Origin of the sequence: Mycobacterium shigaense (assembly GCF_002356315.1) — a bacterium.
In the GTDB taxonomy this organism is placed as follows: domain Bacteria; phylum Actinomycetota; class Actinomycetes; order Mycobacteriales; family Mycobacteriaceae; genus Mycobacterium; species Mycobacterium shigaense.
Genome location: NZ_AP018164.1, coordinates 2568515 through 2594327 on the forward strand (window position 1 = coordinate 2568515; position 25813 = coordinate 2594327).

The window sequence follows — 25813 nt, forward strand, 5'->3', positions numbered from 1 at the left end:
CCCTTCTATCTATAGATTATAGTGATATGACATAGGTGTCAACATGCTCCGGGATCCAGCACCGATTGTCTAAAGCTGGGGTTGAGGTGGTTCGAGATGGAATGCGAGGAGGCGTCGCGGCTGCGGCGCCAGTTGATGACACTGCAGCGACGGCTTCGCCGCGAGATGAAAACCCGTCCAGTGGCGCAATCGGATGCCCTGGTACTGGGCGCAATTGACCGCCGCGGTGGAACGGTTTCTCCGGGACAACTCGCCGTAGACCTGGTCATGACGACGTCCAACGTCGCCGCGGCGCTGCGATCGCTGGAGGCAGCGGGGCTGATCAGTCGTCAGCGTGACTCCAACGATGCCCGACGCGTGCATATCGAGCTCACTGAAGCTGGCCGCCGTCTGGTCGTCAAGAATCGACGCCGGCGCGACGACTGGCTGTGTGACACCATCAACACCTCCCTAAGCCCGCGTGAACAGAAAATCCTGCAGGAGGCTGGTGAGTTGATGAGCCGTCTGGCCTACGAGGGCCTCGACAATCGAGACGAGCTCGACCGCAGTGACGCGGCAGGCTAAGTTGCACGAACCCGCGGTCGCGCACGCCGACGCATGCGTCAACGGTGGCGGCCCCGGCGGGGATTACTAACTGTGCCAGGCGCAGGGGTGGTCGCACGTCGTCCCGACGTCCGGCGCCCCGGATCAGCCGGTGCCGCTAACGTGTGCGCGGTTCCCAGACAAGTACATGTGCCCGGTCGATGCGGCCCCGCCCGGCTTGCAGTGGACGGTCTCTGGCCGTTGGTTTCCCGGAATGAGGTGAAACCTTGGCCGTGATGTGCCCCGCCGGAGGGTAAGCTTCCCAGCCGTTGACGTTTTTGACCCGAGCGGCGCTGCTCGGTCAGCGTGCCCGCTATTCACGGGCCTGAACTGCGTCGCGAGCCGTATGCCGCGGACTCATTCGCCGCGGACCACCGTTTTTACTCGACGATGAGGGGTGTTGATGCACGTCGCTCTTTTCACCGATCTTCATCCCGCGACCTTCGGCGGAGCGCAGATATCGATGATCACGCAGCGTCGTGCCCTCGAACAGCTCGGGCATCGCGTCACGGTGTTCACCCCACCGCTGACGACGGCGCCCGAGCCCGATCCGCGCGTCGTCGCGCTGAAACCGGTCCCAGTCATCGATCGGCTTGCGCGCCTGCTCGGCCGGTACGACGACTACGTCTTCGTGTGGCCGTCCAAGACAAATCGCGCCCTGATCGATCAGGCCTTCCTCGCGGGCGAGCCGATCGACATCGTGCACACCCAGGGTGACCTGGGCGTGGCGATCGCGGGCATGGAAGCCGCACGCCGGCATGGCATTCCGGTCGTGCAGACCAAACACACTCGCTACGACGCCTACTTCGAGCAGGCTGCCACCGCGCCGCTGCTGCTCGCGAAAGTCGTGAGCAAGATGCAAAAGCCTCGTCTGGCAAAGGAATTCTCGTTCACGTCGGCCGAAGAAAGCACTATCGCGCGTCTTGCCTGGCGATTCATGGTGGCACATGCCCAAGCGGTGGATCACACGATCCTACCCACGAACCACTTCGCGCAGTCGCTGGCGGAGCGGGGGGTGAACCGCCCAATGTCGGTCATTTCCAACGGTATTGACGATGACGTAATCGACCGCGCCATCACCGCCGAAGTCGTCAGATCGCGCGATGGCGAACCGCTGCGACTGATCTGGTGTGGCCGGCTTTCCTCCGAGAAGCGAATCCTCGCGGCGATCGATGCCGTTTCCCGGGTACCGAATTGCACCCTCGACATCTGCGGTGAAGGGGTGTTGGCAGCGTCGGTCAAAACAGCCATTGTGTCCGCCGGCGCCTGCGAGCGGATCCGGTTGCGTGGTCGGCTCGACCATGAGGAATGCCTGCGGGCCATGCGTGCCAGCGACGCCCTGCTGTTCACCTCCTACGGCTTCGACACCCAGGGGTTGGTGTTGCTGGAGGCGGCGGCAATGTCATTGCCGACCATTTATTGCGACCCGGCGCTGGGTGAAACGGTCCCGGAGGGCGGGGGAATTCTGACCGCCGACCCGTCGCCCGCCGCGCTGGCCGCAGCCATTGAAACGGTCGCCGAAAATCGGGAAAAGCTGCGCCGAATGACCGACATCGTCACCGCTCACCGCGATATTCCGCGGCAGTCGCGGCAAACCGAGAAGATCGTCACCATTTACGCCAGCCTGCTCGATCGAGTGCCCGCGTAACCCCGGCTGAGCCGCCGCCCATGCCCTGCGCGATTTGCGAGACGCCGACGACGCTGAATATCACCATCAGGATTTGCCGTCGGTAGGTCCGCGCCCAGTCGTGCAGCAGGCGCAGCAACACCTGGTGCGCGAGCGTGTGGCCAGATAGCCGGCGAGTATGGCCTCGGCCGCGGCGTACAGCACGACGATAAACCCGACGGCGGCACCGAGTTGTGTGGTCATCGCGGCACCCGAGGCCACGATGATCGCGACCATGAAGAGCACCCCGTCGACGGGCACCGACGCCGGTCGGCTGTGAACCATGCGGGCCACCAGCGCTTTTCAGGCGCGGCGACGTGCCCGCGGGCCGACAGCAGCAATCAACGAATGCGTCAATTGTTCGCGAGAATCACGACGTACGGCCCTGCTTATAAGCACCGCGGCGTTAATGTCCGCTAACGACCGTAATTTTTGGTATGGATTCCTCAGGGGGTACGCAGATGGGTAGAATGACGGGCTAACTACCTGTGAATACCTCGCGAAACAACAGAAGAGCGGGATTTGACGTTTCGCTTCCATACCAACTGGGTACATCGCGATCTGGTGGGTCGGGGGATCGACGTCAACGAAGATGGTCGCATCGAAATCTTAGCGCGCGTTAGTTTGGCCTTCGCAGGCTTGCAGGCGGCAGCCGTCGCATAAACGTTCGCGCCATTACTCGCATCCCACCGGCCCGGTCCACAGGCTTAGGGGGTAGCGCGATGCAGACCAATCCGTTCGACGACGACCGCGGCGACTTCTACGTCCTGGTCAACCACGAAGACCAGCACAGCCTGTGGCCGCGCTTCGCCGACCTGCCGGCCGGCTGGAACGTGATTTACGGAAAAGCCGATCGCGCAGCGTGTCTGGACTATGTCGAAAGCAATTGGACTGATATGCGGTCGAGGAGTCTGCGCGAGAAATCGGCCTAGCCGAGCTGCTCAACACGTAGGCCGTCCGGGTACGGGGATCCGGTGAGTTCGGGGGACTTCAGTGGAGATAGATGACCGAGCGCTGCCGCTGACGCGCGGGCAGCTGGACATATGGCTGGCGCAGCAAACCAGCCACTCGGGGCCGGAGTGGCATCTGGGCCAATTCGTGCGGATCGAGGGACCGGTCGACGCGGATTTGCTCGAGCGCGCAATTAAGCAGACCGTACAAGAGGCGGAGCCACTCCGGGCGGTGTTCTTCGAAGTCGACGGCCAGGTCTTCCAAAGGGCGCTCGATAACCCCGAAATCGCGTTGGATTTCTACGACTTGACTCGCGCTGACGATCCTGTGCGGGCGGCCCGCGAGATGGCGAACTCGATCCAATGCGTGCCGATGCCGCTCGACGGCTTTCTCATGAAGTTTGCGCTATTCCAAACGCGGCACGACGAGTATTACTGGTTCGCCTGCACCCACCACATCATTCTCGACGGGTCCGGCATTGCCCTGGTGGGCCGCCGTATCGCCGCCATTTATTCCGCGATGGTTTCCGGCGTGCCTTCTTCGCCGGCCTTTTTCGGCGCGCTGCGCGATCTCATTGGCATCGAGTTGGAGTACGAGGCGTCCAACGAATATCCGGAGGATCGCGCCTATTGGGCGGTGAACCTGCCGTCGGGCACCGGCCCGGATAATTTGTTGCCGCAGACCGGTGACGAACGGGATTCGTATTGGCCCTCCGAACCCGCGGAATTCGACCCCGCCGCCGTCGACCGAATCAAAGAGCTGGCCAAGCGGGTGGGCGTGCGGCGGCCCTCGATCATCGCCGCGGTTTGCGCGCTATTGGTGCGCGGTTACTGCGAGGACGGGTCCGACGAGATCGTCCTCGACTTCCCGGTGAGCCGCCGGGTGCGGCCCGAGTCGAAGATACTTCCCGGAATGTTCGCCGGGGTGGTGCCGCTGGTATTCAAGGCGGCGCCGACGTCTTCGGTCTCGGAGTTCTGCCGACAGGTCGATATCCGCATGCGAGAAGCGCTGCGGCATCAGCGATTTCCGGTGCGCACTCTGGAGGGTGACAATGGTGTTCGCGACCCGAGGCGGGCGGCAAATCGCGTCGTCGTCAATTTCATCCTGTCCCGACTCACGCTGGACTTCGGCGGATCTCAGGCGACGGCCACTTTCACCACCTTCGGGCCGGTAGCCCATTTCGGGCTGTTCTTCCTCGGTTTTGGCAATCAGCATTTACTTAGCACGGTCGGCACCGGACAGCCCTTCGCAAGCTTCGACGTCGCGGATTTGGCGGGGCGCGTGGAGCGACTCCTGGAAGCGATGGCGGCCGACCCCAATCGGACCCTGTCGTCGATGGATGTGCTCGTCGACCCGGACCGGGCTCGGCTCGACGAGATCGGCAATCGGGCGGCGCTGACCGCGCCTGCCGACGCGCCGGTGTCGATCCCGGAATTATTTGCTGTACACGTCGCCAGCAACCCCGAGGCCGAGGCCGTCACCTGTGCGGGCCGCGCCCTGACCTACCGGCAACTCGACGAGGCAGCTAACCGGCTGGCGCAGCTTCTGGCCGATCACGGGGCCGGTCCGGGTTCGTCAGTCGCCCTTGCGTTTTCGCGGTCCGTCGAGGCGATCACTGCGATCCTGGCGGTGCTGAAAACCGGGGCGGCGTATCTGCCGATCGACCCGGCGCTGCCGCCGGCGCGACTCCAGTTCATGCTCGAGGACGCCGCGCCGGTCGCCGCCGTCACCACCGCCGATCTCGCCGACCTGTTCGACGGGCTCGACCTCGCGATCATCGACGCCGGCGATCCCCGCATCGACGCCCAGCCCGCGACGCCCCTGCCGAGCCCGGGCCCCGATGACGTCGCCTACCTGATCTACACCTCGGGGACGACCGGTGTCCCCAAGGGCGTGGCCGTCAGCCACCGCAACGTGACCCGGCTGCTGGGGCCCTTGGATGCCGGCCTGCCGGCCGCGGGTGTCTGGTCCCAGTGCCACTCGTATGCGTTCGACGTGTCGGTGTGGGAGATCTTCGGCGCGCTGCTACGCGGCGGGCGTCTGGTCGTCGCGCCCGAAGCGGTGTCCGGCTCGCCGCAAGACCTGCACGCGCTGCTGATCCACGAGCAGGTCAGCGTGCTGACCCAGACGCCGTCGGCGGTGGCCATGCTGCCGTCCGAGGGGCTGGACTCGGTGGCGTTGGTGATGGCCGGCGAGGCCTGCCCGCCCGAGGTCGTCGACCGGTGGGCCCCGGGCCGCGTGATGGTGAACGCCTACGGCCCGACCGAGACGACGATGTGCGTGTCGATCAGCGCTCCACTCACGCCCGGAACGGGAGCACCGATCGGCTCGCCCGTGCCCGGGGCGGCGTTGTTCGCGCTCGACGGCTGGTTGCGGCCGGTGCCCGCCGGGGTGGTCGGTGAGCTGTACGTCGCCGGCGACGGCGTGGCCGGCGGATACGTGGGCCGGACGCCGTTGACGGCGTCGCGCTTCGTCGCCTGCCCGTTCGGCAAGCCCGGAACCCGCATGTATCGCACCGGGGATCTCGTCGTGTGGGGCCCCGACGGGCAGCTGCGCTCCCTGGGCCGCGCCGACGACCAGGTCAAGATCCGCGGATATCGCATCAAGGTCGGCGAGGTGCGAGCCGCGCTGGCCGCACTCGACGGCGTCGAGCAGGCAGTCGTGATCGCCCGCGAGGACCGTCCCGGCGACAAGCGCCTGGTCGGCTACCTCACCGGGACCGCTGACCCGGCCGAAGCGCGCGCGGCGCTGGCCGACCGGCTGCCGGCCTACCTGGTCCCGGCCGCGGTGGTGGTGCTCGACGCGCTGCCGCTGACTTCCAACGGCAAGCTCGACACCAGGGCACTGCCGGCACCCGAATACAACGCGGGGGAGTACCGCGCTCCGACGAGTGCGGTCGAAGAGATCCTGGCCGGCATCTACGCCGAGGTCCTCGGTTTGGAGCGGGTCGGAGTCGACGAGTCGTTCTTCGAGCTGGGCGGCGACAGCATCCTGTCGATGCAGGTGGTGGCGCGAGCGCGAGCCGCCGGCCTGGTGTTCCGCCCGCGCGACGTTTTCGTCGAGCAGACCGTGGCCGGGCTGGCCCGGGTGACCACGGCGGCCGGCGGCGAGGCCGGCCCGGTCGACGAGGGAATCGGGACGGTGGTGGCCACCCCGATCATGCGCTGGCTGCACAGCGTGGACGGTCCGGTCGACCAGTTCAACCAGACGGTGCTGGTGGAGGCGCCGGCGGGGGCCGCCGAGGCCGACGTCGTCGTCGTGCTGCAGGCCGTGCTGGACCGGCACGCGATGCTTCGGTTGCGCGTGGCCGAGGACGGCGCAGGAGGCTGGGCGTTGACTGCCCCCGAACCGGGGTCGGTCGACGCGCGCGAGTGCCTGCGCGCCGCCGACGCCTTGTCCGACCGGGTGCTGGTGGAAGCCCGGTCGCGGCTGCAGCCCGCGGCCGGAAAGATGTTGTCCGCGGTGTGGATTGAGTCCACCGGACAGCTCGTCCTGACCGTTCACCATCTGGCCGTCGACGCGGTGTCGTGGTGGGTGCTGTTGGAAGACCTCAACACCGCGTGGGCCCAGCACTGCGGTGGCCAGCCGGTGGTCTTACCGGCCACCGGGACGTCGTTCACCCGCTGGGCGGCGTTGCTCGCCGAGCACGCGCGCACCGCAGCGGTGGTCGAGCACGCGCAGGCCTGGCAACAGGTGGCGGCGACCCCTGCGGCGTTGCCGGCCGTCCGCCCGGAACTGGACACCTACGCCACTGCCGACACCCTGTCGGTGTCCCTCGATGCGGACATCACGGCCCTGCTGCTCGGTGAAGTACCCGCGGCGTTCCGCGCCGGGGTGCACGAAATCCTCTTGATCGCTTTTGGATTGGCATGCGCGGAATTCCTGAACCGCCGCGACACGCCGATCGGGATCGACGTCGAAGGCCACGGCCGCCACGAGGAGTACTTCGGCGACGTCGACCTGTCGCGCACGGTGGGCTGGTTCACCGCCAAGCATCCGGTGTCGCTCGCCCTGGGCGGCCTGTCCTGGTCGCAGGTAGTGGCGGGCGAGGGCGCGCTGGGTGCGCTGATCAAGGACGCCAAGGAACAACTTCGCGCGCTACCCGACCCGCTGAGCTACGGCCTGCTGCGCTACCTCAATGACGACGTAGACCTGGACGGCGCGGACCCGGCGATCGGCTTCAACTACCTGGGGCGACTCGGCGCGGCGGTCCACGCCTCCGGCGACATGTGGTGGATCGGCCTCGAGGGCATGTCCATGACGGACGCCGCCGCGGCGGTGCCGATGCCATTGGCGCACACCTTGGAGGTCAACGCCGTCACCGTCGACGCGAACACCGGCCCGGAACTGCATGCCAACTGGACGTGGGCGCCGTCTGCCCTGGACCACGCGGCCGTTAACCGGTTGAGCCAGTTGTGGTTTGACGTTCTTACCGGTATCTGCGCGCACGTGCGCCGCGGCGGCGGCGGGCTGACGCCGTCCGACATCGCACCGGCCCGACTGACCCAGCGGCAGATCGAGGATCTGCAACGGCGATACCGGATCGCCGATGTGCTGCCGCTGACACCCTTGCAGCAGGGACTGCTCTTCCATTCCCGTGCCGCGCGCGGCGACGACGACATGTATGCGGTGCAACTGGATTTCACGGTGACCGGTCCGCTGGATCCGCGCCGGCTGCGCGACGCGGTGCAGGCCGTGATCGCTCGGCACCCGCATCTGGTCGCCCGGTTCTGCAACGACTACGACGAGCCGGTACAGATCATCCCGGCCGACCCCGCGGCGGAGTGGCGCTATGTCGAACTCGACACCGACGACGCCGACAGCGACGAAAAGATTCAGGGGCTTTGCGCCGCCGAGCGCGCGGCAGTGTGCGATTTCGCCGATCAGCCCGCTTTCCGCGCGCTGCTGATCCGCACCGCGGCCGGCCGGCCGAGGTGCCCGGTGCCGAATCGATTGTGGGCCTGATGATCAACACCGTGCCGGTTCGTGCCCGCCTCACAGCGGCAACCACCACCACCGACCTGCTCGACCAGCTGCAGGGTGCCTACAACGACACCCTCGAGCATCAGCACCTCGCGCTGAGCGCGATGCACCGCATCACCGGCCACGACAAGCTTTTCGACACGCTCTTCGCCTACGAAACTACCCGGTCGGCACCGCCGCGCTGGCGGGCAATTCCGAGTTGGCCATCACCGACGCGACGGTTCGTGAGTACAACCACTATCCGCTGACCGTTCAAGCCCAACCGGGCCAGGAACTCGGGCTCCGCGTCGAATACGACACCGCCGTCTTCGACGAGGGCAGCATCGACGCGCTGATCGATCGGATGCAGCAGGTATTGGTGGCGATGGCCGCCGACCCGGGCCGGCGACTGTCGTCGGTGGATCTGCTCGACGAGCCGGAGCACGCGCGGCTGGATCGGTTCGGCAACCGGCAGCTGCTGACCAAACCGGCGGCCACGCCGGTGTCGATCCCCGCGTTGTTCGCTACCCAGGTGAGGCGCTGCCCGGATGCGGTAGCGGTCAACTGGGCGGGGCAGTCCATGACCTACCGGGAATTGGACGAGGCCGCCAACCGGCTGGCGCACCTGTTGACCGATCGCGGCGCTGGCCCGGGTCGGTCTGTGGCAGTGCTGTTTTCGCGGTCGGCCGAGGCGGTCGTGGCGATCCTGGCAGTACTCAACACCGGGGCCGCATACCTGCCGATCGACCCGACCGCCCCGCTGGCCCGGATCCAGTTCATGCTCGAGGATTCGGCGCCGGTCGCCGCGATCGCCACGGCCGGCCTGCGGCAGCGCCTGGACGGGTCGCAGCTGACGGTCATCGACGTCGAGGAAGCACCGGTCGACGACTATCCCGTCACGCCGCTACCGGCACCCGACGCCCACGGGATCGCCTACATCATCTATACGTCCGGCACCACTGGTGTGCCCAAGGGCGTGGCGATCGCGCACCACAACGCCACGCAGCTACTGGGGTCCCTGGACGCGGGCCTGCCCGCGGCGGGCGTCTGGACCCAGAGCCACTCGTATTCGTTCGACGTATCGGTGTGGGAGATCTTCGGCGCCCTGTTACGCGGCGGCCGGTTGGTCGTGGTGCCCGAATCGGTCACTCGCTCGGCGGAAGACCTGCACGCGCTGTTGGTCAGCGAGGAAGTCAGCGTGTTCACCCAGACTCCATCGGCGGTCGCGATGCTGTCGCCCGAGGGACTGGAGTCCGTATCGCTCGTGATTGTCGGCGAGGCCTGCCCGCCCGAGGTCGTGGACCGCTGGGCGGCGGGCCGGGTGATGATCAACGCCTACGGGCCGACCGAAACCACGATGTGCGTCGCGATCAGCACGCCGCTGACCACGGGCTCGGGTGCACCGCCGATCGGGTCGCCGGTGCCCGGTGCGGCGCTGTTCGTGCTCGACGGCTGGTTGCGGCCGGTCCCGGTCGGAGCGGTCGGCGAACTGTATGTGGCCGGCGACGGGGTCGGCTGCGGGTACGTGGGCCGGCCCGAGCTGACCGCGTCGCGCTTCGTGGCGTGCCCGTTCGGCACGCCCGGCACCCGCATGTACCGCACCGGGGACCTGGTGTCCTGGGGTGCCGACGGCCAGCTGCGCTACCTGGGACGTGCGGACGAGCAGGTGAAGATCCGCGGCTACCGCATCGAACTCGGTGAGGTGCAGGCGGCCCTGGCCGCGCTGGGCGGGGTGCGCCAGGCGGTGGTCATTGCCCGTGAGGATCGCCCCGGTGACAAACGTCTGGTCGGCTACGTGACCGGCGCGGCAGATCCGGTGGAATTGCGTGCGCGGCTGGCCGATCGGCTGCCCGCCTACATGGTCCCGGCGGCGCTGGTGGCGCTCGAGCGGCTGCCGCTGACGATCAACGGCAAGCTCGACACCCGGGCCCTGCCGGCGCCGGAGTACATCGGAGCCGGATATCGTGCTCCGTCCACCGCGGTCGAAGAGATCCTGGCCGACATCTACGCCCAGGTCCTGGGGCTGGAGCTGGTCGGGATCGATGACTCCTTCTTCGACCTGGGCGGGGAATCGCTGTCGGCGATGCGGTTGGTCGCCGCGATCAACACCCACCTGGACGCCGACCTGTCGGTGCGCACCTTGTCCGACGTGCCCACCGTGCGGCGGTTGGCCCATCGGCTGGCCCGGGGCGCCGCGGCGGCGGGAGAGTTAGCTCCGGTTCAGACCTTGCGGGACGGGAGCGGCATACCGCTGTTCTGTATCCATCCCGCGGGGGGAGTGAGTTGGCCGTACCGGGTGCTCGGGGATTTCGTGGACTGCCCGATCATCGGCATTCAGCAGGCCACCCGGGCTGGGGAAGCCGATCCCCGGTCGATTCGGGACATGGCGGCGAGCTACGCCGCCCGAATCCAGGAGATCTATCCCAGCGGGCCGTACAACCTGCTCGGCTGGTCCTACGGCGGCGTCGTCGCGCATGAACTCGCCATCGAGTTGCAGCGACGCGGCGCGGCGGTCACGCGCCTCATCGTGCTCGACGCCCAACCGAGCGGGGACGGCAAAGTGTTTCTGCCGGGCCACCATTCAGACGTCGGCAGCGCCGCCCCCGATGAGCCGCTCAGCTACGAGCAGACGGACGAATTGCTTCGGGAGCTTGGTGCCATCGACCTGTCCCGATACGAGGAATTCTTCGACGCGCTGGTCGGGAACCTCAAGACCAACATCACCCTGTACCGCTTGCACCGGCCCGGGGTGTTCTATGGCGACCTGACGATCGTGGCGGCGGCGCGGGGTCACGAGGATCGCAGTTCGGATCTGTCGTACAGTTGGCGGCCTTACGTTTTCGGCGACATCGTGACGCACTCGATCGACTGCACGCACGACGAGATGCTGACCACCGAGTCGGCCCGGATGTACGCCAGACAGCTTGCGCATCTGCTGCGTCATGTGGAGCTCGAGCTCGAGTTCGCCTCGGACGGGTGGATCGAGGTGCGGCCGCAGGAAGATCCGCTGGACGACGAGCGCGCCGGGTAACCACCCGAAAACGCGGTATGCGACGCCGAAAGCTCGCTGCGGTTCTACCGCGACGTGCTGGGATTCGACGTCTTTCTCGACGTCGAATTGAACGGCCCGCCAATGGAAGTCGTGACCGGAGAGGACGGCGCGCGTGGCCGGATGATCGGCAAAACGGTGGTGGACCTGCTCGAGTTCAGACACCGCAGCTTCGCGCCGCGCTCGGAAAACGCGCTCGGCTACAACCGGCGGACCTCGGCGCAGCTGCGGGGCTACGCGACCTGAGCCGGATGGTCAGGTTATTGGCCGAGGCGTGTCTCGGGCGTGACCTTCCCGCGACAGCGACGCAGGACGCTCGTCATCATGATGGTGCTTGCCGCAGTCTGCGCGCTCACGGTGGCGGCGTGCTTCGGCTATTGCGTCGGCCGCCGCACGGCCTCGACACCGCCGACGTGGAAGAAGCGAACCAGGCGCATCACGCTGGCCCGCTCGGCGGTCGGCTTGCTCGTACTGGTGACGGCTCGACACCTCCAGCGGAGGCTCGCGACCGAAGCGAGAATCGTTGCATCCCTTAGACTTCTACGGGTCGGCATGGCACGGTTGCGGCCCTATTGAGCCGTCGCGTCGCACCGCGAACCCGCGTGTGACACTAATGGCACGATACGACACGAGCACCGTGACGATGGAGGCCGAAGACCGATATGACTGCACTGCACGGCAAGGTTGCGCTGGTGACCGGTGCCTCGTCAGGCCTGGGCGCGCAGACGGCCCGGCTGTTTTCCCGGCAGGGTGCAACGGTTTTCGGCATAGGCCGCGATACCGGGCGGCTGGCAGAGGTGTTCGGCGACATCGAGCACGGCGCGTATGCCCTCGTCGACGTGGCCTCACCCCAGGCCTGCATGGACGCCGTGCAGCGCTGCGTCGCGGAGTTCGGCGGCCTCGACGTCCTGGTCAACGTCGCCGGCAAGCATCAGATGCGCCGGACGGAGTCGATGACCGACGACGATTGGGCGCAGGATCTCGCGGTCAACCTCAACGGCCCGTTCTACCTGTGCCGGGCCGCGCTGCCGCACCTGCTGGAGCGTGGCGGCAACATCGTCAACGTCGGCTCGATCGCCGGGGTCGAGGGCCAGGCCTATTCGGCCGGCTACTGTGCCGCAAAGCACGGGCTGGTCGGCCTCACCCGGGCGCTGGCGGTCGAATACACCGCGGATCGCCTGCGAGTCAATGCGGTGTGTCCCGGCGGCATGTTGACACCGCAGATCGACCAGTTCAGCGCGCCGGAGAACCCGAACTTCGACCTGATCATGCGCACGGCCTCGCCGCGCGGCATGATGCAGCCGCTCGACGTCGCGAATGTGATCGCGTTCCTCGCCAGCGACGCCGCGGCCGCGGTTCATGGCGCCGTCTATCGAGTCGACAACGGTAAGGGTGCGGGTTAGCCAGCCGTCCTGGGCCGGGATCGGGACCGTAACGTTGGCAGCTATGGCCGACGACGAAGACACATCCGCATATACGTGGCGGGGCCGCCGGGAGCTGACGGGCGGAATGCAAGAACAGCTCGACGACTCGGTGGCCGCTCGCGACCAGATGGAACAACTGGTGCGGGTCATCGTCGGCATATCTTCCGAACTGGACTTGGATGTGACCCTGCACCGAATCGTCCGCGGGGCGATGGAACTGACCGGTGCGCCCTACGCGGCGCTCGGTATCCGCGCAGCGGACGGCAGCGCGGTTTCGTCCATCTACGCCGGAATCGACGGCGACACGGCGCGGCGGCTCGGCGATCTGCCGGTGGGCGAGGGCATCCGCATCGACGACCTGTGCACCCACCCGGCGGCGACCGAGCTGCACGCCCACGACCCGCCGCTGCGGGCGCTGATGGGCATACCGATCACCGTGCGTGGGGCCGACTTCGGCACCCTCTACCTGGCGGACGACCAACCCGACCTGCCGTTCTCCGACACCCAGGAGAGCGCCGTCCGCGCGCTGGCCACGGCGGCGGCCGCGGCCATCGACAATGCGCGACTCTTCGAAAGAGAGCGTGAATCGGCGAGGTGGACGAAGGCCAGCCGCGAGATCACGACCGCGCTGCTGTCCGGAGACCCGCAGACGGGGCCACTGCAGCTCATCGTGAACCGGGCGCTGGAGTTGGCCAACGCCGAACAAGCGATCCTGCTCGTTCCCAGCGAAGCCGACTTGCCTACCGATCAAGTGGACGCGCTCGTCGTCGCCGCAACCGCGGGCCGCTACGCCTCCGAGGTGATCGGCCGCCGGGTGCCGATCGTCGGTTCCACCACCGGTGGCGTCGCGCGTCGCGGCGAACCGCTGATCACCGACTCGTTTGAATACCCGATCGAGGGCTTCACCGACGCGGGGGAACGGCCGGCGATCGTCATACCGCTGATCGCCCGGGACGCGGTGCTCGGGGTGATCGCCGTCGCGCGCGATCCGCAACAGCCGCCCTTCGGCGACGACTACCTCGAGCTGGTGACCGACTTCGCCCGGCACGCGGCGATCGCGCTGGCGCTGGCCGCCGGACGCGAACACGCGCTCAACCAGGAACTCGCCCAGGCGGAGACTGTCGATGACGCGGTCGTGGCCGCGGCCGAGGAATTGCGGCGCGTGTGGCGGGCGCGGCGCGTCCTGGCCGTCACCTTCCCCGCCGAGAGCTCGTCGATGGAAACGGCCTCCAGCGCGCCCAGGCTGGTCGCGGTCGGAGAGCCCGTGCGCTGGGCTGACCTGTCCACCGAGACACGACAGTTGCTCACCGGAATGTGCGACGGCGACCTGCTCACCCCGAACACCACGGCGGCGCCCGGGACGGCGGCGATCGCGCTGCAGCATCCCGAGGGTGTGCTCGTCGTCTGGATCGAACTGGCGGCCCAGCGGCCGTTCACCCTGGAAGACCAGACCCTGCTGACCGTGCTGGCGGGCCGCCTCGGCCAGGGCTTGCAGCGGGTCCATCAAGTCGACCAGCAGGGGGAAACCGCGCTGGCCCTGCAGCACGCGATCCTCGGCCCCTCCGAGCTGCCGCACGGATTTGCGGTCCGCTACCAGGCCGCCACCCGCCCGTTGCAGGTCGGCGGCGACTGGTACGACGTCGTCGATCTCGGCGACGGACGCATCGCGATGATCGTCGGCGACTGCGTCGGCCACGGTCTCGCCGCCGCCACGGTCATGGGCCAGATGCGGAGTGCCTGCCGCGCGCTGTTGTTCGAAAACCCCAGCCCCGCCGCCGCTCTGGCGGGCATGGACCGCTTCGCCGCGCGGCTGCCCGGAGCCCAATGCACCACCGCCATCTGTGCGGTGCTCAACCCCGAGACTGGTGAACTGGTGTACTCCAGCGCCGGGCACCCCCCACCCGTCCTGGTCCACGCCGACGGCGCCGCGGAGCTGCTCGACGGTGGACACACCATCGCACTGGGAGTGCGGCCGCTGCGGCCCCGCCCCGAAGCCCACGTGACGATTCCGGCGCGCGCCACCCTGTTGCTGTACACCGACGGGCTGGTCGAACGTCGCCGCATTTCCCTGGAAGACGGCATTTCACAAGCGGCGGACATTGTCCAGGAGGGCTTGGCGGTCGCGTTGGATGATCTGGCCACCACCATCATGTCCCGGCTGGCGCCACAGGGCGGCTATCAGGATGACGTCGCGATGTTGCTTTACCGCCATCCCGCCCCGCTGGAGCTGACGTTTCCCGCTGACGTCGGCCAGCTCGCCCCGGCGCGCACAGCCTTGCGCAAATGGTTGACGAGGGCTCGGCTGGACCCGGATCAGGCGATGAACGTGCTGATCGCGGCGGGCGAGGCCGTCGCCAACGCGATCGAGCACGGGCACCGTCAAAGTCCGGAGGGAACGATCAGCCTTGGCGCCACCGCCCTGGTCGACGAGGTGCAGTTGACCATCACCGACACCGGCTCGTGGAAGACCCCACAACCGGCAGCCAACCCGCACCGCGGCCGGGGCATCGCTCTCATGCGAGGGCTGATGCACGACGTCACCATCGAACCCGACGCCGATGGAACCACGGTCCACCTATCCGCCAGAATCACTTAATGTCCACGTTGCTCACCCTCGAGACCGTGCGCCGTCCTGACGGGAAGCTCGTCCTGGTGGTGGCGGGGGAGATCGACCTCAGCAATATCGACGCATTCGATCAGGCACTCACCACCGCCACGGCCGAAGTGATCGGCGGCGGCCATCCGCTGACCGTCGACCTGAGCGGGGTGGAGTATCTGGACAGCGCAGCGATCAACGCCCTCTACAGCCGGGCCGACCACATCGAACTCGTCGCCCACCCCGTTTTGATGCCGATCTTCCACATCAGCGGGCTGTCCGAACTGGTCGTCGTCGAGGCCGCGCCGCCATCAGCCGGCGGGTGATGATCCGCGGTCTAGCAGCAACTCGCGCCAGTTGCGCGGGACTCGTCCCCGCGGGCCGGGCACGCCCTGGCCGGCCGGGTGACTATCGGGCATCGCGAGTTCCGGCCCGTCGCAATACTCTTCGAGTTCGTAATCCCAGAACCAATCCTCACCGGGTTCGAACGACCGGATGATCGGATGCCCGGTCGTCCGCCAATGCGCCGACGCGTGCCGGGCCAGCGAGTCGTCGCAGCAGCCGATATGACCGCACGCCGCGCAGCGGCGCAGATGCACCCACCATCCGTCGGCGGCGTCGCATTCGGCGCAGCCGGTGCCACTGGGCGGCGCCGCAGGATCGATTTCGGCGCTCATCGATGTCATCCTGCCAGCGATTCGGCGTTGGTGCGTACCGATCGATTCGGCAAACGTTCGCCGTGCGTTTAATTGCGTTCACGGCCGGACAGCAGGCCGGCGCGCTGCCGAGAGATGCTCATTTCCAAGAGGTTTGGTCTCGAAGCCGGGTAGTGCCGGGTGTTTGCCGGGTCGGTGCTGGGGTTGGGCGAACCGGATAATTCGGCGACACTTGCCACTAGAAATAGTTGTCATCTCGAAAAGGAAATCCTTCCCGTATGCAAAGCGAGGTTTCATGCCGATGATCCTGCGCATTGCGGTTGCCTCTGTTGCCGCCCTGCCCGCGCTGCTGTGCGGCACGCCGGCGATCGCCGGCGCCGCTCCTGACAGCACCCCTCCGTCTACCTGACCACGCTGAATCAGCACCACATCGACTACGCCGACCCGCAGCACATCATCAGCATCGGCACGACGCTCTGCCACGAGCTGCGCAACAGGTTGCCGTCCGATGAGGCCGTGCGGCGAATCCAGAGCCTTGGCTACTCCGGCGATCAAGCGGGGGTTATCGCGGCGGACGCCGTCCTTTCCTTCTGCCCCGATATGGACGCGGACGCGCGCTGAGAACCTGAAGAGGTTGACGCGCAGGCTATTTGGGCACGCGCACCGCGATGTAGTACTGGTGCGCCGACGTGTGGTCGCCGGTGTAGCTGCGCGCCTTCTCGACGGCTTCATGGTCGTAATCCAGCCAACGTTCGGTTAGTTGTCGCTGAAATTGGGTCCAGGACAACACGGTGAATCTCTCGAGCAGGGATTCGGGATCTTCGGGGCTGTGGTACAGCTCCCAGCTGTGGCCCCCCGTGCGCAGGCGCGAGCGGCGGACCGCGCCCATCGCCTGGACGAAGCTGTCTAGGTTTTCGGCCGGCACCCGATAACGGGTGGTGACCAGGACCGGTCCGTCGTGCGGGCACGGTTCGAACACTACGGTCGGTGACGGCCAGGCGGTGGAGATGCCGAGGCTCACCCCCTCCGGCAGCGGGAGGAACGGGAGCGCGATGACGCTGAGCGCGGCCGCGCCCAACAACACCGCCGACCAGATCAGCGCGTGGTCGAGCCCCGTCTCCGTGGCGATGAGACCGAACACGTAGGAGCCCAGCGCCTGGCTTCCGGTGAAGACCAGGAGGTACACGGACAGCCCGCGGGCCCGGACCCACTGCGGCAAGGCCAGCTGAGCTGCCGCGTTCAACTCCGTCAACGTGATGAGCCAGGCCATCCCCGACAGCATCAGCACCGGCAGCGCTGCGGCGAACGACAGCCACGCCACCGCCAGCGCCGCCGCCCCGTACCCGACGGCGCAGCCCGCCATGAGGAGGTTGGGGGGGGACTGATTTGCGCAGGCGAGCGGAGATCACGACGGCCAGCACGGCGCCAAAACCTATCCCTCCCAGCGCCACACCGTAGCCGCTGGCGCTGAGGTGCCACCGGCGCGCAGCGGCCACCGGCAACAGGGCGAGCAGGGCCGAGGCGGGAAATACGAAAAGGAAAGTGCGCAAAAGTATTCTGCGGAAGATCGGCCCGTTCCGGACGTAGGCCAACCCGCTGATGATGGCCTGGCCCAAGCCCTCGCGTTCGATCGGTGGCCGTTGCTTGGGCCGTCTCCAGTCCGCCAGGGCGACGATGATGGCGGCGTACGACACCGCGTTGAGCGCGAAAACCGCCGCGGGACCAGCCAGTGCGACGGCCACCCCGCCAACCGCCGGGCCGACCACCCGGGCGATATTTATCGAGACGCTGGCCAATGTCGCGGCCGCCGGTATCTGGTCGCGCGGGACGACCTCCGGCTGAATGGCCTGCCACGCGGGCCCGGCCAGCGCCGAGGCGAGGCCGATGGCCAGGGTGAACATCAGCAGCGACGTCGGGCCCAGTTTGCCGAGGTAGGTCACCACAGCCAGGGACAGGGCCACGATCACCGCATAACTCTGCAGATACATCAGCAGCCGGCGCCGATCGAACAGATCGGCCAAGACGCCGGCGAACAACCCCAGCAGCAGGGTGGGGCCGAGGCTCGCCGTCTGAACCAGCGCGACGACGGTATCGCTGCTGTGGTCTTCTACCAAGAACCATTGCGCCGCAACGCTTTGCATCCAGGTGCCCACATTGGACACGAATTGCGCGGTGAACAGGTTGCGATACACGCGATTGCGCAGCGGCGCCCAGGTCGACGCGTCGGTGGGGTGCTCCTGAGGCTGCCTCACTCGTTCGATCAAGTCACGACACCGCTTCGGTTCGTCTCGCCCGCTTGCCTTGTCATCGCGAGAAGGTTACCGCCGCCGCAGTGGACTTTCGCGCCGACCCGATAGGGCCCGGCGCCGTGTACCCCCGCGGCTCGCGCCTCTATCCTGGGCACGTGACCTGCCACGTTGGCCCGCAGCCGTCGGTGGGGCGCTGGCATGCCATCGGCCTGACCGCGTTTCTCTGGATGCTCTTTCTCTATGCGGTCAAGGCATACAGCGCCGGCACGAAGGTCGATTCGCGGATCTCTTGGCTCCTCGGCGCCGCGGCGTTGCTGGCCGCCGTCGTCGCGGTGGTCGGCCGGTTGCGCGATTGGCAGCAGCGGCGAGTCCTCCTGTTCGGCTGGCCGGCGGCCGCGCTCATCGTCACGACGCTTGTAGGCGCGATGGACTCGTACATCACCCGCGACTTTCCCGGCAACATCACGATGACCTTCGCCTACATCGGTCTTACCTGCCGGCGCTGGCGCTCACTGGCCTTCCTGCCGCTCGGCCTCGCGGCCTTCGTCATCGGGGGCGCCAGATTTCTTCCCGCCAACCTCACCACCGTGGTGTTGACCACGTGCATGTGGGTCATCGTTGCCGAGGTGCCGGCGTGGCTCATCGCCCGGCTGGAGGAGCAGAGCGAGTTGCTCCGCGAGATCGCGCGGACGGACACCCTGACCCGGCTGTTGAACCGGAGCACCCTCGCCGCCGAGCTGTCGACGCACGCCGACCGCTGCGCGGTCGTGCTGATCGACCTGGATAGTTTCAAGAGCTACAACGACCACCACGGTCACGAGGCCGGCGACCGGCTGCTGGTCGACTTCGCCGACGCGCTGCGCTGGTCGGCCCGCCCACAGGACATCGTCTTCCGGATCGGCGGCGACGAGTTCCTGGTCCTGCTCGTCGGCGCCGGTCGGGCCGACGCCGAGCAGGCGCGCGATCGCCTCCGCCGGCGGTGGGCCGAGACGGGCGGCCCGGTTGACTTCAGCGCCGGAATTGCCGCCGGTGCGCCGGATTTGATGCGCCTTGCCGACGAGCGCATGTACGCCGACAAGCGTTCCCGCGGCCTGGCGGCCGACTGACGGGCCACTACGAATTCGGCTGGCGCGCCGTGCCGTTGGTGTTCTTTTCGCTGAACGTCAACTCGTCGGAGTCGGCCAGCAGCCGCGCATGACCGTAACGCGACGGCGCTATTTCGTGCGGCGTGACGCCGGAATGCTCCACCGGGCCTGGTGGATCACTCCGGCGCTCCGGTGCTCATGGATCCGATGTAGTACGTCTCGTGACCGTTCGGATAGCCGCCGCCCTCGGTCGCGATGTGGACGTGGTCGTAGTGATTGGCGGTTTCGGAGCCCAAATCGGCTGTCCAGCTTCCCGAGCCGACGCCGGGATAGATCTTCTGGCGCCAGATCACATGGTTGATTCCCCACCGCTTCGCGTTCGCCAGGGCATAACCGGCGATTTGATTGCCGAGTTCGATGCCTTCGTGAGTCTCGTGGTTCGGGATCATCACGTCGATCGCCAACCCGTTGGGGTGCCACGGCAGGGGATCCTGCCGAAACCCGTAGATGGTCTTGATCTGCGGGAAGAGCAGGCTGATCGCGCGGGCGGCCCAGATGGTTTTGACCTGCAACCGGTCTTCCGCCGCGACGCCGCGCGGTAGCGCGAATTGGAACGGTTGGCCCGGGCTGGGCGCGATCGCCGCCAGTGATTCGGCCTCCTCGGGGGTGGCGACGTGCGGCGGCCTGGGCGGTACGAACGGCGGAATCGCCGGCGCGACGGCCGGTGTCGCCGCCGGTGGCTCGACGTAGCCGGGTTGCTCGGTGCGTTGTGCGTAAATCATGGCGGCCGAGACTACGAGCGAGGCCGGGATCGCCAGCCAGCGCCCCCGCGCCTTGGCTAACACGTCTTTCGCCATGAACAGCACTTTAAACGCCGGTTGCAATGCGTGTGGCCAACTTCGTCATCTCGGGCGGCTCGATTCGGGGTCCGGTGCCGCGCGGTCGATGCCGATGGCCTGCCACCCGCCCGCACGGTGTCGCGCCGGCTGGTTGCGCGGCACCGGTCGTACGTTGGGCCGCGCCGTCCGGCGCCGAACGCCGGCCGAGGTCAGCGAGCCGAAATACGTTGGGCGACTTCGCCGTAACGCTCGAAACGCTCGGGATCGCCGAGCGCGTTGTACAAGACGATGCGCGTCGCGATGCCCTGGTATTTGTCGACGAGCGTGTCTTCCAGGTCGGCCCAGGTCGATTCGGTGGCGAAAACGGCAAGGTGCTCGTCGGTGATCTCCGAGGCCATACCGCGGAAGTCGCCGGCCTTTTGCTTCACGCGAAGTCGGGCCGTCGTCCCCTCGAATCCGGCCTCGTCCAGGATGAACGAATAGTTGGGCGTGCTGGCGTAAAAGCTGATCGCCGTCCGGGCGAGGTCACGTTCTTGACGGCGCTCTTCCTCGGTGTCGCCGACGATCGTGATGACCGGCACGATCACCGCCACGTCGGACGGCGAGCGGTCCGCCTTGGCCGCGCCGCGGGCAACATTCGGAATCACGTGGCGCGCGAGGTATCCGGGCTCGCCCAAAGGATGGACATGGACCCCGTCGGCCACTTCGCCCGCCATCCGTAGCATCCACGGATTCACCGCGGCGACATCGACTTTGGGATTCGGGGCATCGATCGGCCCCGGGCTCCACTGGGGGGTGAGGAAATCGAGGTTGTAGAACTCGCCGTGGTAGTCGAGCGTCCCGGTCCGAAAGGCGGCGAAGCACGCCTTGACGGCGAGCGTGTAGTCGCGCAGGCGCGGGCCGGGCCTCTCGAAGGTCATCCCGTAGCGCCGCACGATGTGGGTGCGGACCTGGGTGCCAAGGCCGAGCCGGAACCTTCCGTTGGTCGCCTCCTGCAGTTCCCACGCGTTCGCGGCCGTGACGAACGGACTGCGGGGGAACGCCACCGCGACGCCGGTCGACAGCTCCAGCCCCGGCGCTGCCTGCGACGCGACGGCGGCGTTGAGGAAGGCCGTCCGGCCCGTCTCGGTGAACAGCAGACCGGAAAACCCCGAAGCCTGGGTGGTGCGGGCGGTGTCGCTCACCCGCGCCAGGGGTTGTGGAGCGGTCATGACATCGACATGCACCGTCGAACCGTACATCCCCGGTGCGCGGCCCCGATCGCCGCCGCCTCCGGGTGACATCATGTCGGGATGAAGTTGGCGTTTACGCTGCCGCATTCACACCTGGAGCTTTCGGGTCTGCCCTATCTGCATTCGACTGTCGCGCAGGCTTTTGTCGCGGGGGCGACGGGGGGAATCCGCGTCAATTCGAGCGTGACGATCCTGCCGCTGCATCATCCGGTGGTGCTGGCGAAGGCCCTGTCGACGGCGGACTGGATGAGCGGGCGGCGCATTACCGCGCCGTTCGGAGCGGGTTGGGAAGCAAAGGAATTCGCCGCTTTCGGCGCGCCGTTTCGGGAGCCCGGCCGGATGGCCGACGGATATCTGGCCACGATGGTCGAATTGTGGACCGGCGAATCGCCCCGATTTGTGGGTCGGTACAGCGGCAGCCGAGCTACGACGGCAGGCCGTTCGACGTCATGTACCTGTTGGGGATGGGCAGGCTCGGCGAAGGCCACGTCTCGCGCGGGCCAGCCGCCTACCTCGACCACGCGCAGTGGGTGATCGAGGAGATCAAGCCGCACGTGTGAGTCGCGGGCACAGGCGGCTCCTAGGCACGACACATTGGGCCCCAAGCCTTCCCGTACAGGCTCGGTTACCGTGGCTGATGTGACTGAGCGGCAAGAACGGGCGGCCTGGCACTGGATGGATCCCGACCGAGCCGTTCCGGAGATCGGCCGGGTGCTGCGCGACGGCGGCCGGTTCGGCCTGATCTGGACGAGCCGCGACCGTGCGGTCGACTGGGCGCGCGACCTCGACCGGTTGGGCGACCAGGACGGCTCCGACGCGCAGGCGGCCGAGCGCTTTTGGCGGCATCAGAACGTCGTGCTGCCGGAGCCGCAGATCTTCGACAACGTCGCGCGCGCGACCTTCGCGTTCGCGCGGACGATGACGCTGGACGATGCGGTCGCGATGGTGGGCACCTACAGCCGGGTCATCGTCGCGGCGCCGGACGAGCGCGCCCGGCGACTGGCCCATGCCCGCACCGTCCTGCAGGCGCGCTTCCCCGGGGCCGACACCATCGACATCCCGATGCGGGCGCGGTGTTGGCGCGCCGATCGGATGGCCCGCGGCTAGCCGAGCCCGGCATCGACGAGCAATTGGGTCAACCCGTGTCGGGCGCACAGGGCGCGCACCGCGGCGATGTCGGCTCGGGCGTCGTCGGCGCGCCCGGCGGCGATCAGTGTCTCGACCACAAGCAGCCGCGCCTGAAGCGCGGCCATCGGGCGAGCGGTCGGGTCGATTCCGGCGAGCAGAGCGCGGCTGCGCCAGCAGGCCTGTTCCCGGTCGTCGCTGGCGTGACTCCGCGACAGCAGGCGGATTCCGGAAGCCTCATCCAGCTCGGCCGTCACCGTCGCGATGCCGTCGTCGCCGTAGGGAATCGTGCGTTCGGCCCGTAGCCGGTCGGTCTCCGACGGGTCCATCGACAGCCGCAACCTGACCCGTTCATGGTTGATGGCTGCCGCTAACCGCGGCAGCCGCATCTCCTCGGCCACCGCCATGCCGGCGTCGAGGCGGCCGGCGGCAGACTCTCGATTGCCCTGTGCGGCTTGGGTTCTCGCGGCCGCGACGTAGCGAGTCGCGAGGTAGTCGACTCCGCCGCCCTCCCGCCCAAGGTGGTAGGCGTCCTCTAGCAGCTCCGCCGCCTCGGCCAATGCCCCTGTCTCGTAGAGCAGTTCGCCGAGCAACGCGCCGGAAAGGCGTGCGGCGTGTGAATGCGACCCCGCCGCAGAGCCGATTTCGAGGGCGTCCCGGAAATGGCGCAGGGCCAGCGGGATGTTGAGCTGATGCCGGGCGGCGATGCCGGCCCAGCAGCGGGCGAAGACGGTGCCGACGGTACCGACTTGTTCGGTGTACGGCTCTGCCCATTCCAGCAGTCGGTGTGCCGCGTCGAAGTCGAAGCGGAAGACCGCGGCGTAGGCCTCGATGGTGGCGGCCGCTTGCGGCAGCACCGGGCGCAGCGCCGCTGCCCGCGACATGGCCTCGGCCACCAGGTCGGTGAGGCCGTCAACCCGGTCCGCATAGGTTTGGGCTATCGCTCGCACCACGTTCGCGCTCAGGGTGAGCTCGTCGCGCTGCGTCTCGGGCAGGTTCGTATTGGACATCGCGGCGTAGAAGCGGTCCAGTGCGGCGTCGGTAGCCGCTCGCCGCTGCAGCAGGATGCTGGCCCACGCTACGGAAAGGTGCACCTGTGGCCGCAATTGCACCAGGTGCGCCGGAATCTTGTCGACGATCCCGAGAAACGTCGTCATTCGCGATTGGTTGATCAACGACCTCGTCCGGATGTCCTCGACGAGCTCGATCGCGCGGATCGTGTCCTGCCCGGCCAGCGCATGGTCGACGGCCTCGGTGAGATAGCCCCGATCGGTGAACCACGCCGAGGCCGCGCGGTGCAGGGTTTTCAGGCGGTCGGGGCTACCGCTTTCGAGTCGTCGCCGCAGAAATCCGGCGAAGAGCTGATGGTAGCGAAACCATTGCGTGTCGCCGTCGATGCGGCTCAAGAACAACCCGCGCCGCTCGACGTCCTCGAGTGCTCGCCGCTCGGAGCCAACGCCGGTCAACGCCGACGCCAGGTCCGCGCAGATTCGTTCGGTGATCGACGTCGCCAGCAAGAATTCGACGAGCGGCGGGTCCAGCGCGTCGAGCACGTTCTCGGCGAGGAACTCGCCGACTTCTTCGTTTTCGCCGGACAATTGGCTCAGCAGGGTGGCGGCGTCACCGCCACCGCGCAGCGAAAGCGAGGCCAGCTGCAGCGCGGCGACCCAGCCGTCCGTCGATGCCGTGAGCGCGGTGACCTCGGGTCCGGGTACCCGCAGCCCGCCAATGTCGTTCAGCAACGAATCCGCCTCGTCAATATCGAAACGGAGTACTGCACAATCGATTTCGACGAGTTCATCCTGAATCCGCAATTTGCTCAGCGGTAACTGGGCACGCGACCAGCTGTTCACCATGATCTGCAGGTGATGAGAACCGTGGTCGATCAGGAAGCGCAGCGCGGCGACGGTATCGCGGTTCGACACCCGCTGCCAATCGTCGATCACCAGGGTGATCGGATAGCCGTTCTGGTCGATCTCATCGACCAACGACGTCAGCACATAGCGCATCGCCGCCTGTCCACGCTCTTCGAGCACACGCGCCAGTGACCCGGCAACGGCGGGGCGGGCGCGGCGGATCGCCTCGATCACATGCGCGAGAAACCACGCCGCGTTGTTGTCGTCGTCGTCGATTCGCAACCATCCCACCGCCACACCGGCATTGGTCAGTTCGGTACGCCACTGCGCCGCCAGCGTGGTCTTGCCATATCCGGAGGGGGCGTATAACAGGATGAGCCGACGGCGTCCGGCCCCGCGGAGAATGGTCATCAACCGCTCGCGCGGGAGCCACCACCCCGTCGCCGCGGGTGGGCGGTACTTCGTCGTCGGTGCCGGCGGTGCGAACGCGACGTCGCGCCTGCCCGAGGCGTCGACGGGAAGCGCCATGCCGTCCACCACCAGGTGCCGGTCGCGCTGAAGCCGGCGGAGCTGCTCGCCACAGCCCGCGGCGGTGCTGGGACGGTCGGCGGGATCGCGGGCCGTCATGCGTTCGATCACCGCGGCGACTTCGTCGGGTAATCCGTTTTCACGCAACAGGTCCGGGACCGATCGCCCGTACGGCGGGTGCCCGGTCACCGCGCAGCACAGCGTGGCACCGAGTGAGTAGACATCGGATGTGACTGCAGGAGTGGCGCCTTCGAGGATTTCCGGCGCGAGGAAGGCCGGCGACCCGATGATGACGCCGGAGCGCGTCTCGAAGCCGCCGCTGACCCTCGCCAGACCAAAATCGGTCAATTGCGGTTCGCCGTAGTCGGTCAGCAGGATGTTGCCCGGCTTGACATCGCGGTGCAGGACGCCGGCATGGTGCGCGGCTTCCAGCGCGCCCGCGAGCTTGACGCCGACACCGAGGGCGTCGCGCCAATTGAGCAACCCACCGGAGCTGAGCAACGACCACAGCGAGCCTCTGGCGTGGTACGGCATCACGAGGTACGGCCGCCCACCGGGCGTGGTACCCACCTGCAGGATGGTCACGATGTGCGGGTGTCCGGAAAGTCGGCCCATCGCGCGCTGCTCGCGCAGGAAGCGGTCGAGGTTGTCCGGGTCGAGCTCGTCGGTCAGCACCTTGACCGCCACCAAGCGATCCAGTTGCGGCTGCACGCAGCGATAGACCACCCCGAACCCGCCGCGTCCGATCTCCTCGACACCGTCGAATCCCAGCTGCGGGCCGACTCCGGCGATGAGGTCCTCTCGGATCGACTGTGAATCCACGTCGGCCATCGGATAGTCGCTGTCCTCGACGGTGCAGGGGAGGGACCCCATCGGTGAGGTCACCATATCGCGAATGTGCTGAGCCGATGTGCGGTCGCCGCGACTGCATCCCGGTCGGCTCCGGCCCTCCCGGTAATCTCGCTGTCACCGCTAGGTCGGGGGGCCCGGGCACTCCATCGAGAACGGAGCGA

General features: G+C 67.5%; 17 protein-coding genes and 5 pseudogenes. 14 read left to right on the forward strand and 8 right to left on the reverse strand.

Annotated elements, in window-relative coordinates:
* The first annotated feature begins 96 nt into the window (after positions 1-96).
* A complete protein-coding gene (locus MSG_RS11915; RefSeq protein WP_096439856.1) occupies positions 97-564 on the forward strand; it encodes a MarR family winged helix-turn-helix transcriptional regulator in 468 nt (155 codons plus the stop codon).
* 481 nt (positions 565-1045) lie between these two features.
* A complete protein-coding gene (locus MSG_RS11920) occupies positions 1046-2230 on the forward strand; it encodes a glycosyltransferase (protein WP_232011278.1) in 1185 nt (394 codons plus the stop codon).
* Positions 2231-2296: 66 nt separating this feature from the next.
* Here the strand turns inward: MSG_RS11920 and MSG_RS11925 are convergent, their stop codons facing one another.
* A complete protein-coding gene (locus MSG_RS11925; RefSeq protein WP_232011225.1) occupies positions 2297-2533 on the reverse strand; it encodes a GAP family protein in 237 nt (78 codons plus the stop codon).
* 437 nt (positions 2534-2970) lie between these two features.
* Here MSG_RS11925 and MSG_RS11930 point away from each other — a divergent pair, with 437 nt between their 5' ends.
* The 8 genes and pseudogenes from MSG_RS11930 (at position 2971) to MSG_RS11960 (ending at position 15556) form a co-directional block, all read left to right on the forward strand.
* Positions 2971-3180 (forward strand): MbtH family protein, encoded by a 210-nt coding sequence (locus MSG_RS11930; protein WP_096439858.1) that lies wholly within the window; start codon positions 2971-2973, stop codon positions 3178-3180.
* Between the two features lie 61 nt (positions 3181-3241).
* Positions 3242-8164, forward strand: coding sequence for a non-ribosomal peptide synthetase (locus MSG_RS24855; protein WP_105886908.1), 4923 nt, complete (start codon positions 3242-3244; stop codon positions 8162-8164).
* Positions 8164-10016: pseudogene (locus MSG_RS25565) on the forward strand (non-ribosomal peptide synthetase); the annotation flags it as partial. The gene MSG_RS24855 and the pseudogene MSG_RS25565, both read left to right, overlap by 1 nt.
* Before the next feature lie 3 nt (positions 10017-10019).
* Positions 10020-11192 carry a thioesterase domain-containing protein gene (locus tag MSG_RS25570; protein ID WP_232011279.1) on the forward strand — a complete coding sequence of 391 codons (1173 nt, stop codon included), beginning with the start codon at positions 10020-10022 and terminating at the stop codon, positions 11190-11192.
* Between the two features lie 24 nt (positions 11193-11216).
* Positions 11217-11456 (forward strand): annotated as a pseudogene (locus MSG_RS11940) (hypothetical protein); the annotation flags it as partial.
* Between the two features lie 416 nt (positions 11457-11872).
* A complete protein-coding gene (locus MSG_RS11950) occupies positions 11873-12613 on the forward strand; it encodes an SDR family NAD(P)-dependent oxidoreductase (protein WP_096439862.1) in 741 nt (246 codons plus the stop codon).
* A 43-nt stretch (positions 12614-12656) separates the two neighbouring features.
* The gene (locus tag MSG_RS11955; RefSeq protein ID WP_096439864.1) at positions 12657-15230 is read left to right on the forward strand and encodes a SpoIIE family protein phosphatase; all 2574 of its coding nucleotides are present in this window, start codon (positions 12657-12659) and stop codon (positions 15228-15230) included.
* Positions 15230-15556: an STAS domain-containing protein gene (locus tag MSG_RS11960; RefSeq protein WP_096439866.1), complete on the forward strand. Its 327-nt coding sequence runs from the start codon at positions 15230-15232 to the stop codon at positions 15554-15556. Before MSG_RS11955 ends, MSG_RS11960 begins: the two co-directional genes overlap by 1 nt.
* Here MSG_RS11960 and MSG_RS11965 read toward each other — a convergent pair.
* Positions 15542-15907: a UBP-type zinc finger domain-containing protein gene (locus MSG_RS11965; RefSeq protein WP_096444394.1), complete on the reverse strand. Its 366-nt coding sequence runs from the start codon at positions 15905-15907 to the stop codon at positions 15542-15544. The two genes, MSG_RS11960 and MSG_RS11965, sit on opposite strands and share 15 nt — an antisense overlap.
* 441 nt (positions 15908-16348) lie before the next feature.
* Between MSG_RS11965 and MSG_RS26145 the strand changes: the two genes are divergently transcribed.
* Positions 16349-16507, forward strand: a complete 159-nt coding sequence (locus tag MSG_RS26145; RefSeq protein ID WP_408632025.1) for a DUF732 domain-containing protein — start codon at positions 16349-16351, stop codon at positions 16505-16507.
* Positions 16508-16532: 25 nt separating this feature from the next.
* Here MSG_RS26145 and MSG_RS25850 read toward each other — a convergent pair whose 3' ends face one another.
* Together MSG_RS25850 and MSG_RS25855 are read right to left on the reverse strand one after the other, a co-directional pair.
* A complete protein-coding gene (locus MSG_RS25850; protein ID WP_258174005.1) occupies positions 16533-17249 on the reverse strand; it encodes an MFS transporter in 717 nt (238 codons plus the stop codon).
* A gap of 79 nt (positions 17250-17328) precedes the next feature.
* Positions 17329-18138 (reverse strand): annotated as a pseudogene (locus tag MSG_RS25855) (MFS transporter); the annotation flags it as partial.
* 152 nt (positions 18139-18290) lie between these two features.
* Here MSG_RS25855 and MSG_RS11980 point away from each other — a divergent pair.
* Positions 18291-19241, forward strand: a complete 951-nt coding sequence (locus MSG_RS11980) for a GGDEF domain-containing protein (protein WP_232011227.1) — start codon at positions 18291-18293, stop codon at positions 19239-19241.
* A gap of 7 nt (positions 19242-19248) precedes the next feature.
* Here MSG_RS11980 and MSG_RS25860 read toward each other — a convergent pair whose 3' ends face one another.
* The 3 genes from MSG_RS25860 to MSG_RS11990 form a co-directional block, all read right to left on the reverse strand.
* Positions 19249-19383 carry a hypothetical protein gene (locus MSG_RS25860; protein ID WP_258174004.1) on the reverse strand — a complete coding sequence of 45 codons (135 nt, stop codon included), beginning with the start codon at positions 19381-19383 and terminating at the stop codon, positions 19249-19251.
* 13 nt (positions 19384-19396) lie between these two features.
* Positions 19397-20077, reverse strand: a complete 681-nt coding sequence (locus MSG_RS11985) for a glycoside hydrolase (RefSeq protein ID WP_232011228.1) — start codon at positions 20075-20077, stop codon at positions 19397-19399.
* A gap of 191 nt (positions 20078-20268) precedes the next feature.
* Positions 20269-21285, reverse strand: coding sequence for a TIGR03617 family F420-dependent LLM class oxidoreductase (locus tag MSG_RS11990; protein WP_096444400.1), 1017 nt, complete (start codon positions 21283-21285; stop codon positions 20269-20271).
* Positions 21286-21369: 84 nt separating this feature from the next.
* On the opposite strand from MSG_RS11990, the pseudogene MSG_RS11995 reads away from it, so the two are divergent.
* Both MSG_RS11995 and MSG_RS12000 read left to right on the forward strand, forming a co-directional pair.
* Positions 21370-21851: pseudogene (locus MSG_RS11995) on the forward strand (LLM class flavin-dependent oxidoreductase); the annotation flags it as partial.
* 100 nt (positions 21852-21951) lie between these two features.
* Positions 21952-22398, forward strand: a pseudogene (locus tag MSG_RS12000) (class I SAM-dependent methyltransferase); the annotation flags it as partial.
* Here the strand turns inward: MSG_RS12000 and MSG_RS12005 are convergent.
* Positions 22395-25631 (reverse strand): serine/threonine-protein kinase, encoded by a 3237-nt coding sequence (locus tag MSG_RS12005; RefSeq protein WP_096444402.1) that lies wholly within the window; start codon positions 25629-25631, stop codon positions 22395-22397. The pseudogene MSG_RS12000 and the gene MSG_RS12005 overlap by 4 nt on opposite strands.
* Between the last annotated feature and the right edge of the window lie 182 nt (positions 25632-25813).